16 protein-coding genes and 1 tRNA gene are annotated in these 15,578 nt (G+C 66.0%); 9 read left to right on the top strand and 8 right to left on the bottom strand.

The window, feature by feature from the left end; translation table 11 throughout:
* Positions 1–155: 155 nt before the first annotated feature.
* The 5 genes from ACXAJT_RS08285 to ACXAJT_RS08265 all read left to right on the top strand — a co-directional run bounded on the left by ACXAJT_RS08285 (position 156) and on the right by ACXAJT_RS08265 (position 6,362).
* Entirely contained in the window at positions 156–1,499 is a 1,344-nt protein-coding gene (locus ACXAJT_RS08285) for a glutamine synthetase family protein (RefSeq protein ID WP_475234458.1), read from the top strand.
* Between the two features lie 77 nt (positions 1,500–1,576).
* Complete coding sequence (locus ACXAJT_RS08280) at positions 1,577–2,260, top strand: type 1 glutamine amidotransferase (protein WP_475234457.1); 684 nt, start codon at positions 1,577–1,579, stop codon at positions 2,258–2,260.
* On the top strand, positions 2,257–3,621 hold the full coding sequence (locus tag ACXAJT_RS08275) for a glutamine synthetase family protein (protein ID WP_475234456.1): 1,365 nt from the start codon (positions 2,257–2,259) through the stop codon (positions 3,619–3,621). The genes ACXAJT_RS08280 and ACXAJT_RS08275 overlap by 4 nt, the downstream gene beginning before the upstream one ends.
* Before the next feature lie 114 nt (positions 3,622–3,735).
* Positions 3,736–5,037 (top strand): NAD(P)/FAD-dependent oxidoreductase, encoded by a 1,302-nt coding sequence (locus ACXAJT_RS08270; protein ID WP_475234455.1) that lies wholly within the window; start codon positions 3,736–3,738, stop codon positions 5,035–5,037.
* Positions 5,038–5,150: 113 nt separating this feature from the next.
* Positions 5,151–6,362, top strand: coding sequence for a DegT/DnrJ/EryC1/StrS family aminotransferase (locus ACXAJT_RS08265; RefSeq protein WP_475234454.1), 1,212 nt, complete (start codon positions 5,151–5,153; stop codon positions 6,360–6,362).
* Here the strand turns inward: ACXAJT_RS08265 and ACXAJT_RS08260 are convergent.
* From ACXAJT_RS08260 to ACXAJT_RS08240, 5 genes are all read right to left on the bottom strand, one after another.
* Positions 6,350–7,288, bottom strand: coding sequence for a DMT family transporter (locus ACXAJT_RS08260; protein WP_475234453.1), 939 nt, complete (start codon positions 7,286–7,288; stop codon positions 6,350–6,352). The two genes, ACXAJT_RS08265 and ACXAJT_RS08260, sit on opposite strands and share 13 nt — an antisense overlap.
* A 90-nt stretch (positions 7,289–7,378) precedes the next feature.
* The gene (gene phaR, locus ACXAJT_RS08255) at positions 7,379–7,939 is read right to left on the bottom strand and encodes a polyhydroxyalkanoate synthesis repressor PhaR (RefSeq protein ID WP_475234452.1); all 561 of its coding nucleotides are present in this window, start codon (positions 7,937–7,939) and stop codon (positions 7,379–7,381) included.
* Positions 7,940–8,077: 138 nt separating this feature from the next.
* Positions 8,078–9,052, bottom strand: a complete 975-nt coding sequence (locus ACXAJT_RS08250) for a Gfo/Idh/MocA family protein (RefSeq protein WP_475234451.1) — start codon at positions 9,050–9,052, stop codon at positions 8,078–8,080.
* 113 nt (positions 9,053–9,165) lie between these two features.
* The gene (rpoH, locus tag ACXAJT_RS08245) at positions 9,166–10,062 is read right to left on the bottom strand and encodes an RNA polymerase sigma factor RpoH (RefSeq protein ID WP_475234450.1); all 897 of its coding nucleotides are present in this window, start codon (positions 10,060–10,062) and stop codon (positions 9,166–9,168) included.
* Between the two features lie 167 nt (positions 10,063–10,229).
* Positions 10,230–11,258, bottom strand: coding sequence for an RluA family pseudouridine synthase (locus ACXAJT_RS08240; RefSeq protein ID WP_475234449.1), 1,029 nt, complete (start codon positions 11,256–11,258; stop codon positions 10,230–10,232).
* Between ACXAJT_RS08240 and ACXAJT_RS08235 the strand changes: the two genes are divergently transcribed.
* A complete protein-coding gene (locus ACXAJT_RS08235; RefSeq protein ID WP_475234448.1) occupies positions 11,257–11,577 on the top strand; it encodes a DUF6476 family protein in 321 nt (106 codons plus the stop codon). The two genes, ACXAJT_RS08240 and ACXAJT_RS08235, sit on opposite strands and share 2 nt — an antisense overlap.
* Positions 11,578–11,715: 138 nt before the next feature.
* On the opposite strand, the gene ACXAJT_RS08230 is transcribed toward ACXAJT_RS08235, so the two are convergent.
* Together ACXAJT_RS08230 and ACXAJT_RS08225 are read right to left on the bottom strand one after the other, a co-directional pair.
* Positions 11,716–11,792 (bottom strand) — tRNA-His (locus ACXAJT_RS08230).
* A gap of 53 nt (positions 11,793–11,845) precedes the next feature.
* Positions 11,846–12,364 (bottom strand): GNAT family N-acetyltransferase, encoded by a 519-nt coding sequence (locus ACXAJT_RS08225; RefSeq protein WP_475234447.1) that lies wholly within the window; start codon positions 12,362–12,364, stop codon positions 11,846–11,848.
* Between the two features lie 52 nt (positions 12,365–12,416).
* On the opposite strand from ACXAJT_RS08225, the gene ACXAJT_RS08220 reads away from it, so the two are divergent.
* A complete protein-coding gene (locus ACXAJT_RS08220; protein ID WP_475234446.1) occupies positions 12,417–12,605 on the top strand; it encodes a DUF6324 family protein in 189 nt (62 codons plus the stop codon).
* 8 nt (positions 12,606–12,613) lie between these two features.
* On the opposite strand, the gene ACXAJT_RS08215 is transcribed toward ACXAJT_RS08220, so the two are convergent.
* Complete coding sequence (locus ACXAJT_RS08215) at positions 12,614–13,078, bottom strand: MmcB family DNA repair protein (protein WP_475234445.1); 465 nt, start codon at positions 13,076–13,078, stop codon at positions 12,614–12,616.
* Positions 13,079–13,187: 109 nt separating this feature from the next.
* On the opposite strand from ACXAJT_RS08215, the gene ACXAJT_RS08210 reads away from it, so the two are divergent.
* On the top strand, positions 13,188–14,573 hold the full coding sequence (locus ACXAJT_RS08210; protein WP_475234444.1) for a hypothetical protein: 1,386 nt from the start codon (positions 13,188–13,190) through the stop codon (positions 14,571–14,573).
* Entirely contained in the window at positions 14,570–15,304 is a 735-nt protein-coding gene (locus ACXAJT_RS08205) for a COG3904 family protein (protein WP_475234443.1), read from the top strand. The genes ACXAJT_RS08210 and ACXAJT_RS08205 overlap by 4 nt, the downstream gene beginning before the upstream one ends.
* Positions 15,305–15,578 lie beyond the last annotated feature (274 nt).

The raw sequence follows: 15,578 nt of genomic DNA, 5'->3' as shown, positions 1-15,578 counted from the left end.
GTTTCCCAAGGCGCCCCTCCCGCGGGGGCGCTTTCTGTTTCTGTGCGCCTGCTCTTTCATCTTTCCGAAAATACTCATCTCTTGCCGCCAAGGCCCCGCTTGCCAGCGCGCAGTCGAGTCGCTACGCTCAATTTGATCAAATTTCCGGATACACCATGACTGACCCGAAAACCTGGCTCCGCAAGAACCCCCAGGTCCGCACCATCCGCGTCGCCGCCTGCGATCTCAACGGCCAGCCGCGCGGCAAGCGCGTCCCCGCCCGTTTCGCCCATAAGGTGGTCGAGGATGGCACCCGCTTCCCCTTCTCCGCGCTCAACCTCGACATCTGGGGCGAGGACATCGACGACAGCCCGCTGGTCTTCGAAAGCGGCGACCGCGACGGCGTGCTGAAACCCACCGAGCGCGGCTTCGTGCCGATGCCGTGGCTGGAAGCCCCCACCGCCCTGCTGCCGATCTGGATGTTCCACGAAGGCGGCAAGCCCTACGACGGCGATCCGCGCCACGCGCTGGCGCAGGTGGTGCGCCGCTACAAGAAGCACGGGCTGACCCCGGTGGTGGCGCTGGAGATGGAGTTCTTCCTGATCGACGACAGCACCCGCAAGCTGCAGGTGCCGGTCTCGCCCCGCTCGGGCAAGCGCCGCAAGGCCGCCGAGGTGCTGTCGATCCGCGCGCTCGACGCTTTCGATATTTTCTTTACCGATCTCTACGACGCCTGCGAGGACATGGACATCCCCGCCGACACCGCCATCTCCGAGGCGGGCTTGGGGCAGTTCGAGATCAACATGATGCATCAGGACGACGCGCTGCGCGCCGCCGATGATGCGTGGCTGTTCAAGATGCTGCTCAAGGGGCTGGCGCGCCGCCACGGCTTTGCCGCGTCCTTCATGGCCAAACCCTACGAGGACTACGCCGGCTCGGGGATGCACATGCATTTCTCGGTGCTGGACGAGGATGGCAACAACATCTTTGACGACGGCGGGCCAAAGGGCACCGACGTACTGCGCCACGCCATCGGCGGCTGCGTCAACGCGATGAGCGACAGCACGCTGATCTTCGCGCCGCACCTCAATTCCTACGACCGGCTGATCCCCGAGAACCACGCGCCCTGCGGCATCTCTTGGGCCTATGAGAACCGCACCGCGGCGATCCGCGTGCCCTCGGGCAGCCCGGCGGCGCGCCGTATCGAGCACCGCGTGGCCGGCGGCGACGTGAATCCCTACCTGCTGATGGCCACCATCCTCGGCTCGGCACTGGCCGGCATCGAGGACGAGATGGAGCCGCCCGCGCCGATCACCGGCAACGCCTACGCGCAGGACCTGCCGACCATCCCCACCGACTGGGAATCGGCGATGGACGCCTTCGAGGCCAGCCCGATCATGCCGCGCATCCTGCCGCCGGAACTGATCCGCAACCTGCTGCTGACCAAACGGCAAGAGCGGCTCTACATGGCCGAATTGTCGCCGCAGGAGCAGGTGGAAATCTATCTCGATACGGTCTGACCGTGGCCTTGCCGCCCCTGTGCGGCACGGCTACCTTCGGGCCAGAAAACCGCGCCAGCGCAACCAACGTGTGATCCATGAAAATCGGCATCTTGCAGACCGGCCTCGTGCCCGCGGAACTCGCGGATGAGACCGGTGAATACCCCGCCTTCTTTGCCCGCCTTCTCGATGGCCACGGCTTTGAGTTCGACAACTGGTCCGTGGTCGAGGGCGTCTTTCCCGATGGCCCCGAGGCCGCCGACGGATGGCTGATCACCGGCTCGCGTCACGGTGCCTATGAAGACCACGCGTGGATCCCGCCGCTTGAGGCGCTGATCCGCGACATCTACGCCGCTGGCAAGCCGCTGATCGGCGTCTGTTTCGGCCATCAGATCATCGCTCAGGCGCTTGGCGGCAAGGTCGAAAAGCACCCCGGCGGCTGGATCATCGGCCCCACCGCCTATCACTTCGAGGGCGGCGACAAGATCATCAACGCCTGGCATCAGGACCAAGTCACCCAGTTGCCGCCCGGCGCCCAAGTGATCGCCAGTTCGGACTATTGCGACTATGCCGCACTGCTCTACCCCGGTCACGCCTACACCGTGCAGCCGCACCCCGAGTTCGATGACGACTACACCCGCGCGCTGATCGCCACCCGCGGCCCCGGCGTGGTGCCGCAGGCCACGCTCGACGCCGCCGACAAGGCGCTTGGCACGCCGCTCGACCAGCGCGCTCTGGCCGATCAATTCGCGCATTTCTTCAAGCAAAAGGCTCTCGCATGACCGAAGACTGGACCAGCCAGCTTCCGCAACCCGCCACCGCCTATCTCGAAGGGCGGCGGCTCGACGAGGTCGAATGCGTGATCGCCGACCTGCCCGGCATCGCCCGCGGCAAGGCGGTGCCGGCGTCGAAATTCGCCCGTCAGGATTACTTTCACCTGCCCGAGTCGATCTTCTACCAGACGATCACCGGCGACTGGGGCGAGGCGGCGGACGAAAGCGAAGGCTTCATCGAGCGCGACATGATCCTGCGCCCGGACATGAGCACAGCCACCGCCGCACCGTGGACCGCGGACTGGACGCTGCAGGTGATCCACGACGCTTTCGACCGCAAGGGCGAGCCGATCCCCTACGCGCCGCGCAACGTGCTCAAGCGCGTGCTGGACCTGTACCGCAAGCAGGGCTGGGAGCCGGTGGTGGCGCCAGAGATGGAGTTCTTCCTCGTGGCGCGCAACGTCGATCCGGCCATCGACATCAAGCCGATGATGGGCCGCTCCGGCCGCCCCGCCGCCGCACGTCAGGCCTATTCGATGACCGCCGTCGACGAGTTCGGCCCGGTGATCGACGACATCTACGACTTCGCCGAGGCGCAGGGGTTCGAGATCGACGGCATCACCCAAGAGGGCGGCGCGGGCCAGTTGGAGATCAACCTTCAGCACGGCGATCCGGTGAAGCTGGCCGACGAGATCTTCTACTTCAAGCGGCTGATCCGCGAGGCGGCGCTGCGGCACGACTGCTTTGCCACATTCATGGCCAAGCCGATCGCCGACGAGCCCGGCTCGGCCATGCACATCCACCATTCGGTGATGGACATCGAAAGCGGGCGCAACATTTTCTCCGGCCCCGCTGGCGGCGAGACCGATGCCTTCTACCATTTCATCGGCGGGCTGCAGGCCTATCTGCCTGCGGCGATCGCGGTGCTGGCGCCCTATGTGAACAGCTACCGGCGTTACGTGCGCGACAGCGCCGCGCCGATCAATCTCGAATGGGGCCGTGACAACCGCACCACCGGCATCCGCATCCCGATCTCCGGACCGGACGCTCGGCGGGTCGAGAACCGTCTGGCTGGGATGGACTGCAACCCCTACCTCGGCATCGCGGCCTCGCTGGCCTGTGGCTACCTCGGCCTGATGGAAGAGCGCCGCCCCTCGAAGCAGTTCCGCGGTGACGCCTACGAGGGCGAGGGCGACATCCCGCGGGTCCTCGGACAGGCGCTCGACATCTTCGATCAGGCGACCAAGCTGCACGAGGTTTTGGGCGAGGATTTTGCCCGGGTCTATTCGATCGTGAAGCGCACCGAATACGAGGAGTTCCTCGCGGTGATCTCGCCATGGGAGCGCGAGCACCTGCTGCTCAACGTCTGACCGGCGCGGGCTGATGACGACAAGCCAGAGAGTGCTGGGGGGATGAGCAGATCGGGGGCGCTGCCCCCGGACCCCCGGGATATTTGCATCTAGACGAAGCGGAGGCGGTGTTTCGTGGACCTGCTGTTTTCCAATGACCAGCGCGGCGAATACCCGCAGAGCTGGTACGCGGCCACCGCGGACACTGTGGCGCCCTTCCCCGCGCTCGACGGCGAGGCGCGGGCCGATGTGTGCATCATCGGCGGCGGCTACACCGGGCTTTCGGCGGCGCTGCATCTGGCCGAAGCCGGGCTCGACGTGGCCCTGCTTGAAGCGCATCGCGTGGGCTTTGGTGCCTCGGGGCGCAACGGCGGGCAGCTTGGGTCAGGTCAGCGGCAGGACCAATTGGCCCTCGAGAAAATGGTCGGCGAGGACGAAGCCCGCGTGCTGTGGGACCTTGGCGAAGAGGCTAAGACCCTGTGCCGCGATCTGATCGCCAAGCATGGCATCGACTGCTATCTGCGCGACGGCGTCGCGTGGTGCGGCTCGAGCAAAGGCGACGTGGCGCATCTGCACGAATACGCCGAGCACATGAGCACGCGCTACGGTTATCAGATCGACCAACTGGACCGCGACGCCTTCCATGCGCTCTGCCCCTCGCCCGACTATTGCGGCGGCGTGCTCGACATGGGCGCGGCGCATCTGCATCCGCTGCGCTTTGCCCAAGGGCTGGCGAAGGCGGCGGCGGGCGCCGGGGCGCGCATCTACGAGACCAGCCATGTGACCAAGGTCGAGCAGGGGCGCGAGGTGGTGGTGCAGACCGAGCACGGCACGCTGCGCGCCGATCACGTGATCTATGCCTGCAACGGCTATCTGGGAGACCTGCAGCCCAAGGTCGCCGCCAAGGTCATGCCGATCAACAATTTCGTCGTCGCCACAGAGCCGCTGGGGGAGCGCACCCGCGAGGTGCTGACGCGCGACGTGGCGGTGGCCGACAGCAAATTTGTGGTGAATTACTTCCGGCTCAGCCACGACGGCCGACTGCTGTTCGGCGGCGGCGAAAGCTATGGCTATCGCTTCCCGTCGGACATCCCCGCGCTGGTGCGCAAGCCGATGCTGGAGATCTTCCCCCAGCTGAGCGACGTGAAGATCGATTACGCATGGGGCGGCACGCTGGCCATCACCATGAAACGGCTGCCGCTGCTGGCGCGGCTGGCACCCAACGTGCTCTCGGCCTCGGGCTATTCCGGCCACGGTGTCGGCACCGCCGTGCACGCGGGTCGGCTGCTTGCCGAGGCGGTGCGCGGACAATCGGCGGGCTTCGACGCCATGGCCGCGCTGCCGGTGCCAAGCTTCCCCGGTGGCACCGCGCTGCGCTCGCCTCTGCTGGTGCTGGCGATGAGTTGGTACGCATTGCGCGACCGGCTGGGACTTTAAGAGAGAAACCGCCGACCTAAAGCAGGCCTCCGCAATTTTGCGGGGGCTTTATACTTGGCTGTCACAAACTCATTGTTTAAGGTTTTCAGAATAGACAATTCGGGATTTGTGAAATGAGCAGCCTCCCCAACATGCATGACGCCGAACCGATCCCCGCCGAGGCGCGCGCCGAGATCGACCGTCTGCTGCAGTCGGGCGATCTTTTCCGCTACACCGCCCCCGAGGATGCGCCCGTAGCCCTGCTGGAGCGCGAGTTCGCGGCGATGCTGGGCAGCAAATTCGCGCTGGCGGTGTCAAGCTGCTCGGCGGCGCTGTTTCTATCGCTGAAGGCGCTCGGCCTGCCGCGCGGCGCCAAGGTGATGATCCCCGGCTTCACCTTCGCCGCCGTGCCGTCGTCGATCGTCCACGCCGACTGCGTGCCGGTGCTGTGCGAGGTGGGCGAGAACTACCGCATTGACCTTGAGGATTTCGAGGCCAAGCTCGGCGACGTTCAGGCGGTGATCATCAGCCACATGCGCGGCCACACCTCGGACATGGACGCGATCCTGTCACTTTGCGGGGCGCGGGGCGTGCCGGTGGTCGAGGACGCGGCGCACTCGCTGGGCACCACGTGGAACGGGCGCAACATCGGCACGCTGGGCCGCGTCGGCTGCTTTAGCTTCCAGAGCTACAAGCTGGTCAACGCCGGCGAGGGTGGCATCCTGATCACCGATGATGCCGATCTGGTGGCCCGCGCGGTGATCCTGTCGGGGGCCTACGAGCACAACTGGAAAAAGCACATGACGCCGGGCGACAATTCGGCGGATCTGGAAGAGGCCTTTGCCCGGTGGCAGAACCGCCTGCCGCTGTACAATCTGCGCCTGTCGAACCTCTCTGCCGCCGTGATCCGCCCGCAGTTGCCGCATGTGGCACGGCGCGTGCAGGACGGTCGGCGCAACCATGATCACGTGGCGGCCATCCTCGACCGCTCGCCGTGGATCGAGGTGCCGGAAAAGCTTGGCCCTGAAGAGCGGGCACCGGATTCGCTGCAGTTCAATCTCACCGGCATGGACGCAGGCGAGATGCGCGCCTTTATCGAGGCCGCGGCCGCAGGCGGCGTCAAGGTGCAGCTTTTTGGCCTGTCGACCGACAATGCCCGTGCGTTCTGGAACTGGCAGTTCCTTGAGGACATTCCCGAGTTGCCGCGCACCCGCGCCATGCTCGAGCGTGCCTGCGACACCCGCCTGCCTGCCCGGCTGACGCTGGACGAGTGCTCTGCGGTGGCCGAGGTTCTGGTGGAAGCCGCTGAAAGCGTGATGGGCCCGCTGCGCGCCTACGGCACCTGAGCGCTGGCCTTGGGCCGGCGGCGCAGCCGTGCCGCCAGCCGCCCATCCGTCACCACAAGCCCCAGCGCGATGACACCAAGACCTAGGTAGACACCCGGTGACAGGCGTTCACCGAGGACCAGCGCGCCCAAACAGACCGCGAAGGGCGAGATCAGCAGCGTGACCAGCATCAGGTTCGCCGCGCCAGCCCGCGCGAGGATGGCGAAATAGAGGATGAAGGCGAGCGCCGTGGCCAGCAGCGACAGGGCCAGCAACGCGCCCCAGACCCGCGCCGGGTAGTCGAGGCTCGGCACGCCCTCACGCCAGAGCACCAGCGGCAGCAAGAGCACCGTCGCCCCCGCCAGCATTCCGAAGGCATTGACCAGCGGCGGCTGCCCGGCAAGGCGCAGCTTGGCCCAGACGCTGGCGAGCGAATAGCTTAGCGCCGCCAGCAGCACCGCCCCCTGCCCGAGATTGCGCGGATCGAGCGTCGTCAGCCGCTCGGGACCGATCACCACAGCCACCCCGCAGAGCCCCAGCCCGGCCCCCGCCAGCTTGTGCCGGGTGAGCCGTTCGTCGCGCAGCAGCAGCCCAGCCACAACCGCGCCCAGCACCCCGGTCGAGGCGTTGAGGATGGCAGCGAGGCCGCTTTCGATGTGGGTCTGCCCCCAGAAGATCAGCGTATAGGGAATGGCGTTGTTCAGCGCGCCCATCAGCAGATACGCTCCCCATATCCGCAGGCTGCGCGGCAAGCTCAGCCCCTGCCAGCGCAGCACAAGCCACAGCGCCGGCAGCGCCAGCGCCACGCGGTGCAGCGTCACCTGCATCGGGCTCAGCGCTTCAAGCGCGATCTCGGCAAACAGGAAAGTGCTGCCCCAGAGGCCTGCGAGGGCGAGCAGCAGCAGGGCGGCGGTACGGTCGATACGAAGCGTGGCAGCGTGGTCCATGCCGCCGCTTTGCCCGATCGCCACGCCCGGTGAAATCCGGATCCTGCGCAATCGCGCCCCAAAGCAGATCGGGCCCCGAGGGGCCCGCGATCACTTGTCCATCTTGGAGAGTTTCTGCTGAAGCTCGGCGAGTTGTTTCTTTATCGCCGCAAGGTCTTCTTCGCTTTCGCCCGTGCCCTCGTCTTCCTTCGAGGGGCCGGACCAATTGCCGCCCATCTGCCCGGACATCGCCTTGAGGAAGGCTTCTTGCTGCGCCTGCATCGCTTCGAGGCCGGGGATCTTCGGCATCATCGGATTGACCTGCGCCATGCCCTCGGCCCATTTGCTCTGGCTGTCGCGGAACATCTCGAAGCTGGCGGCAAGGAACTGCGGCACCGCCGAGGTCGCCTGAGTCGTGTAGCTCCGCACGAGGTCGGTGAGCACGTTGATCGGCAGCACGCTCTCGCCCCGGCTCTCGTGTTCGGCAACGATCTGCAGCAGGTACTGGCGCGTCAGGTCGTCGCCCGATTTCAGATCGACGATCTGCACGTCACGGCCATCGCGGATGAAGCCCGAGATATCCTCGAGCGTCACATAGTCGCTGGTCTCGGTATTGTAGAGCCGCCGACTCGCATAGCGCTTGATGAGCAGCGGTTTTTCTTTCTCAGCCACGTCGGACCCTCCCTCCACGCAGAGTTAGGGAAAAGCCTATGCGAGCGCAGAAAAAAAGAAAAGCATCAGTTTCACCGGCACTTGCCAGCCGCGACGTCACATCTCGCTGCGCCGCGGCCGGAAAAATGCTGCGCAGCATCAGACCTGCGGCGCCGCGGCGAAGATACGGTCGATGAAATCCTGCGTGCCGCGGCAGAATTCCAGAGGCAGCGGATAGTCCGCCTCCCCCTTCACCGACCTGTTGAACGCCTCCACCTGCAGCACGTAATGGTTCTCGGCCGGCCAGCGCCATGCGCGCGTCTCCAGCCCCGGCCCGTGCAGTTCAAGCCGTGCTTCGCCAAAGACCTGCACATTGAACGGCACCGGCAGGCGCATCACGGCCTTGGTGCCGTGCAGAACGATTTCCTGCCAAGGCGCGGCCCGCGTCGAGACACGCCCGGTATAAAGAAAGCCGGGGAACTGGGCCATCACATGCGCCGAGACGTCCACGCCGTTCTGCCAGTCGATCTGCGCTGCGTGGATCTCGCCCGGCTCCTGCCCTGTGATCAGCCGGATCGATCCGAAGGCATAAACCCCAACATCGCGCATCGCGCCGCCGCCCGCATCCGCCTGATTGCGGATGTTCTGCAGATCGTCGTTGTAGAAGCTGTGGGTCGAGTCGACCCGCACCAGTTCCCCGATCTCGCCCGCCTGCAGCAGTTCGCGGGCCTTGGCGAATTGCGGGTGATGGGCGACCATCCATGCCTCAGCCACCAGCTTGCCGGTTTTCTGCCGCAGCGCCACCAGATCGTCGATCTCCTTGGCCTGCATGGCGATCGGCTTTTCGCACAGCACGTGTTTGCCCGCCTCGGCGGCCTTGCGGCTCCACTCTACGTGCAGCGCGTTGGGCAGCGGAATGTAGACCGCATCGATCTCGGGATCGGCCAGCAACGCATCGTAGCTGTCATGCAGCTTGAGGCCCGGCGCGAAGGCGGCAAAGGGCTCGGCTTTTTCCGAGTTCGAGGTGGCGAGCGCGGTCAGCGCACCGCCGCGAGCGGCGTGGATCGCCGGCCCCATTTGGGTTTTTGCGAAATTGGCAGCACCCAGAATGCCCCATCTGACAAAATCAGCCATGATCAGTTCCTTTCGGTGGTCGTGGCGGATGGTAGCGGCGCGGCGGGGGTCTGCAAGCAGAACGCCCGCCGCAGATGCGACGGGCGTTCGGGACACGTAGCGGGCGGGCGACGTCAGGCGTCGCTCATCATCCCCTGATCCTGCGCAAGCTCGCGCATGCGCTTCTGCAGTTTTTCGAACGCACGCACCTCGATCTGGCGGATACGCTCGCGGCTGACGTCGTAGACGCCCGACAATTCCTCCAGCGTCACCGCCTGCTCGGCGAGGCGGCGCTGGGTGAGGATGTCCTTCTCGCGCTCATTCAGCACATCCATCGCCTGCGTCAGCATGGCACGGCGCGCGTCCATCTCGTCGCGCTCAGCATAATCGGCGGCCTGATCGGCATCTTCGTCCTCGAGCCAGTCCTGCCATTGCATCGTGCCCTCGCCCTCGGCGCCAACGGTGGCGTTGAGCGAGGCGTCGCTGCCCGACAGGCGGCGGTTCATCGAGATCACCTCGTCCTCGGACACACCGAGGTCGGTGGCGATGCGCTCCACATGTTCGGGGCGCAGATCACCGTCCTCGAGCGCGCCGATGCGGTTCTTGGCCTTGCGCAGGTTGAAGAACAGCTTTTTCTGCGCCGAGGTGGTGCCCAGCTTCACAAGGCTCCAAGAGCGCAGGATGTATTCCTGGATCGAGGCGCGGATCCACCACATGGCGTAGGTCGCGAGGCGGAAGCCCTTCTCTGGGTCGAAGCGTTTCACCGCCTGCATCAGGCCGACGTTGGCTTCCGAGATGACTTCGGCCTGCGGCAGACCGTAACCGCGATAGCCCATGGCGATCTTGGCCGCGAGTCGCAGGTGGCTGGTGACCATCTTGTGGGCCGACTCGGCATCCTGCTCTTCGACCCAGCGCTTGGCTAGCATGTATTCTTCTTCCGGCTCCAGCAGCGGGAACTTCCGGATTTCCTGCAAGTACCGGCTGAGGCCGGCTTCCGGCGACGGCGCCGGCAGATTGGCGTAGTTGCTCACGTGCCCGTTCCTCCAATGTTATGGGGGTTAACATGCCATATGGGCAGGCCCCCGGATCATTTCAAGACCGCGCTATTCGCGCCCTTTCGAAGGTTTCACGTGTCTAACGCATGCATCCGTCGCGCGGATCCGTATTTCGCGCGTCTCACGCAGATGGGAAGGTTATGTCACTCGCCGCGAAGTGTCTGCAGAAGATGCGCCATGTCCTCGGGCAGCGCAGCCTCAAAGCGCAGATGCTCGCCGCTCACCGGGTGCTCGAAGCCCAGCAGGGCCGCATGCAGCGCTTGGCGCTCAAAGCCGGTCGTCGCCGCCAAAGCCTCGGGCGAGAGCGCCTTCGGCGAGAGCTTGCGCTTGCCGCCATAGACCGGATCGCCGATCAGCCCGTGCCCGGCATGCGCCATATGCACGCGGATCTGGTGGGTGCGCCCGGTCTCCAGCCGGCACTCCACCAGCGCCAGAGACGGCGGCGTGCCAAAGCTTTCCAGCACCCGCGCCCGGGTGGTGGCATGGCGCCCCTGGCCGTCGAAATAGACCGCCTGCCGTTGGCGGTCGGTCTTGTGCCGCGCCAGCCCCGACTGGATGCAGATCACCTCACCGGGCTCGACCGACACACCGCGCACCCCGCGCAGCCGTGGATCGGCAGTGGAGGGCACGCCGTGAACTACCGCCAGATAAGCACGCTCGGCGCTGTGCTTTTCGAATTGCGCGGCCAGCCCGTGATGCGCACGGTCCGATTTCGCCACCACCAGCAGGCCCGAGGTGTCCTTGTCGATGCGGTGCACGATGCCCGGCCGTTTCATCCCGCCGACGCCCGACAGATCGTCGCCGAAGTGATGCAGCAGCGCGTTGACCAGCGTCCCCGACGGCGTGCCGGGCGCAGGATGCACGACCATGCCAGCGGGCTTATTGACCACCACCAAATCGGCATCCTCCCAAACGATGTCGAGCGCGATGTCCTCGGGGCCGATGTGGCTCTCCTCGGCCTGCGGCACAACGATCTCCAGCACGTCGCCCTCGGCGACCTTGGCCTTGGGGTCGGTCAGCACCTCACCGCCGCGGGTCACCGCGCCCTCGGCGATCAGGCGGGCCAGCCGGGTGCGTGACAATGCCGCGTCCTCTGGCACATCGCGCGCCAGCGCCTTATCAAGGCGCGGCGGCGGGGTTTCCCCGATGACGATGCGCAGAGGCTGCTCCATGTCCAATACTCCCGAAAATCCTGAGGATTTGCCCGAACCCGCCAACCTGCGCTTCCTGCGCCGGCTGGTCACGGTGCTGACGGCGGTGATGATCGCAGGGCTTGTAGCGATCCTGTCGCTGATTGTCATCCGCTTCACGAACGCCCGCGCGCCGCTGCCCGACGAGATCACCCTGCCCTCCGGCGCCACGGCAACGGCCTTCACCCAAGGCTCGGACTGGTATGCGGTGGTGACGGCCGACGATGAGATCCTGATCTTCAACCGAGAGGATCACCAATTGCGGCAAACGATCACCATCAACGCCGCCCCCAGCCCCTGACCCTTCGTCTAGACGAAAATATCCCGGGGAGTCCGCGCGCCAGCGCGGACGGGGCAGCGCCCCGAAACGACCGCACTAAACCGCCAACATCAGGGCATTGGCGCGGCGCCAAGACAGTCTATTGCTGAGGGAGGATGATGGTACCGCCTTCCCGGTTCGAACGGGAGACCTCTTGATCCACAATCAAGCGCTCTAACCTACTGAGCTAAGGCGGCACGCTCGGGGGGAATAACGCCCTCCATTTTCGAATGCAAGCAGAAATCCGACACTAAATTTGCCGCTCCCAGTGCTGTTCCACCAGCGGCTGGCCGAAGCTCGTCACAGGTGTCGAAGACACAAGGGAAAACCCGTTCTTGGCATAAAGCGCGCAAGCCGCCCGGTGGCTTTCATGGGTCCACAGCGTCATGCGGCGATACCCAGCATCGTGCGCGAATCCCATGCAGGTGTCGAGCAAAAGCTGCCCCAGACCCAGCCCGCGCGCCTGCGGCACCAGCAAAAACAGCCGCAGCTTGGCCAGTTCCGGTCCCGCCCGCACGCAGAAGATACTGCCAAGGCGGCGCGGGCCCGACCACGCGACCCACCCCCGCTCGCAGCCCGGGTCATGGGCTGCTTCGAAGTCGCGCAGGATGCTGTCGACCAGCGGGGCGAAGCTGTCGTCGAACCCTTCGGCCTCGGCATAAAGCGCCGCGTGCTGGGCCACCAGCCACGCCCGATCCGCCCCCTCATAGGGTTTCAGCGTCACCTGATCGCTCACCTGCTCCATGGACTTCCGCCCCCGCGCTTGCATTATGTCCAGTGCGGGACTAAGTCCGCGCAATTCAATTCTGATGAGGGTGACCATGGGGATCAACAGCGAACGCGACATCGAGGCCAACCTGCAGATCGGCCCGACCGACCAGGGCATGGTGCGCCTTTACGTCTTTGCCGGCGATCTCGAGATCCCGATGGATTTCGACCCCGAAGAGGCCGAGGAAATCGCCGAAGAGCTGCGTGCTGCCGCGGCCACCGCGCGCAAGGCCAAGCGCTAAGCCAAATCTCACCCCCAGGCGTCCAGCCGCGCCTCGGGGTCGCGCAGCGCCTGCAGGCGCCGCGCCGCGTGCTGCGCGAAGCGCCGGATGAGCGCATTGCGCCGCGCGCCGCTGAGCTTCTCTTCCGGCGCCATGCGCAGCACTTCGGCGTCATAGGCGTCTGCGATGATCAGCCCCGTGCCCTCGGGCAGAAGATCGGTCGGGAACGCCTCGTCCACCGCCCAGAAGTAGCGGTCGCACCAGTCAAGATACCCTTCCCATTTGCCGTCCGACATGAAATCGGCGCGGCTGCTCTTGCACTCCACCACCCAGATCTCGCCCTTCGGCCCCAGCGCCATGATATCGACGCGCTTGCCGCGCTCGGGGGTGAACTCTTCGACCACGGCAAAGCCGAGGCTGGCGAGGTGGCGGCACACGCCCCGCGCCAGAAGCTGGCCGGGCATCAGCGGGTTGGTATCGGCTTGCGGGATCATGGCCCCAATATGAACAATACGTGAACAAAAGCAAGCACAGCGCCGGTCACTCTTTTTTGCGCCGCCCGCGCGCCTATTTCTTGTCAAATGGTTGCAGGAGGCCACCCGCATGACCGCCACGACTGACGAGACCGACAAGACCGGCGATATCCGCTCCGGACAGTCCAAAACGCGTGGCCTGCGCCACGCGCGCGAGCTGGAATCGCACCTTGGCTGGCTCGACACGTTTTCCGGAACCGCGCTTGGCGTGCTCTCGGTCGCCTCGGGCATCTACACCTATCTCGGCGTGTCCTCGTTGCTCGAAGAAGGCGGTGCTTTCACGGTGTTCGCCGCCGTCGCCTATTCGGTTGCGGTGTCCGTCGGCATCTTCGTTTTCTGGTCCTACCTGATGCGCCTCTTCCCGGCGATGCGCTCGACGCGGGCGCGCATGGGTCTTCTCGGGGCGATGGGCCTTGGCTCGCTGGCGATCATCGCCATGTCGTCTTGGCTCAACGCCGCGGCGCTGGCGGGCTCGGCGGCGGTGGAGCAGCATCTCGCCACCACAGTGCAAGAGTACCAAGGCGCGCTGGAACGCACGCATGAGATCGCCCTCACCGGCCAGTCGCTGGAGCGCGACGTGGCGCGCGTCCGGCAAAGCTTCGAGGACCTGTCGGAGCAGGAAGCGCAGGGCTCGCTGTCGGGTCTCGCCGGACGCGGCGCGGTGTTCCGGGTGCTGCGCCAAAAGGCAGCGGAGCTTTCGGCGCTGGAGACGCAGATCGCCGAGCAGACACCGCTGGTCGACAGCGCCTTTGTGCAGGGCAATGCGATCTTGTCGCGGATGCGCGCGCTGACCGTCGAGCCCGGCCCCGTCGAGCCGCGCTCGGTGGAGTTTTCCGAGGCGGCGGTCGAACTGCAGGGGCTGATCGCGCAGCTGCGCCAACTGTCGGTCGCGCCGCTGGTGGAGCGCGCGGCACAGGACCTCGCCGCCTCGGTGGTGCTGCCGGAACTGGACGGCCAGAACGACGCCGACCGCGGCAGCCAAGCGGCAACCATCACCTCGGTTCTCGACGTGCTGGCGCAGCGCGCCACCACGCTGGAGCGCGCGGCGCAGAATGTTCTGGCGCTGCAGCCCGCCGCAGAGGTGACCTATACGCCGGTGTCTGCCGCCGACGCGGTGATCATGTACGCGCGCAACTTCGTCCCCTCTTGGGCCGGGGCGATCGCCATCGACCTGCTGCCCGCGGTGCTGGTGCTGATTCTGGCGGTGACCCATGGCGCCATCCGCCATGGCCGCGAGGGGGCCGAGATCGAGGACACGCTGACGCTTGCTGAACTGCGCGCCGCACTGCATGCCATGCGCGATGTCGAGACGACCATGGCCCGCGCGCCGGCACCCGCAGAAAAAGCCCCCTCTGACGCTGCGCCTTCCGACGCGACGCCAGCGCCAGAGCGCAGCGCAACGGATCAGCCAGAGACCCCGCCCGAGGTCTCGCGCCTGCCTGGGCGCGGCTCATGAAACCAACGGTCTCGCGCGCGCTCACCGGCGCGCTGGTGCTGCAAATCGCACTTGGCGCCTTCCTCGTGCTTGGCGATCTGGGAACCGCGGATTTCTCGCTGCCCCGCCTTGGCCCCTCGGCCCCGCGCCTGTCGCAGCCAGTGGGACCCGGCGACCAGCGCCGCACCTTCGCGCCGAACCGCGATCTGCCGCCGCTGTCGCCCCTGCGCGATCCCGGCGACCTGCCCGAGCGGCTCACCCTCACCCAAGCCGAAGGCCCGAGCTGGCGCCTTGAGGGCACGATCGCCGAGGGCGATGCCGAGCGGGTGATCGCCGCGCTGGACGAGGCGCAGCCCGAGACCGTGATCCTGCAAAGCTCCGGCGGCTCGGTGCCCGACGCGCTCGCCATCGGACGCCACATCCGCGAGATGGGTCTCGGCACCCGCATGCTCGACGGCGAGTTCTGCTACTCTGCCTGCCCCTACCTGCTGGCCTCCGGCATCTCCCGCGCGATCCCCGAGGGCGCCTCGGTCGGCGTGCATCAGCACTACTTCGGCGAAAGCACCATCCTGCCCGCCTTCGTCGCGGTCGAGCAGATTCAGCGCGGACAGGGCGAGGTGATGGAATATCTCGACGAGATGGGGGTGGACCCGATGGTCTTGCGCCCGGCGCTGGCAACGCCCTCCGACCAGATCTACATCCTGTTGCCCGAGGAACTGACGCGTTACAATTTCGTGACAGAGACCGGCTGAGCTTTTGCATCACCCCCCTTGCCGCAGGCGCGCACAGAGACTATCTGCGGCTCAGGCGGGTTCTGACCTTTGCGTGCATGGTTGCATTCCGGTGGCCTTAAGCAATTCCGAGGGAGTTGGCTCTGTCCGGGCCCTGGTCCGGTTACCTGACGCCCACCTGTACATACAGGTCCTCGGGAATGAGATAACCCCACGGAAGGACCGGTTCCCGCCACTTTCCCCCCTCAAGATTTCCGCTCACGCCCCAGCCCAGAGCGCGGAAATCTGCTGTTCC

The organism is Salipiger sp. ABF4_146 (assembly GCF_056161345.1).
The sequence above is the reverse complement of the archived record's forward strand: the minus strand, read 5'-3'. Positions and strand labels throughout refer to the sequence as shown.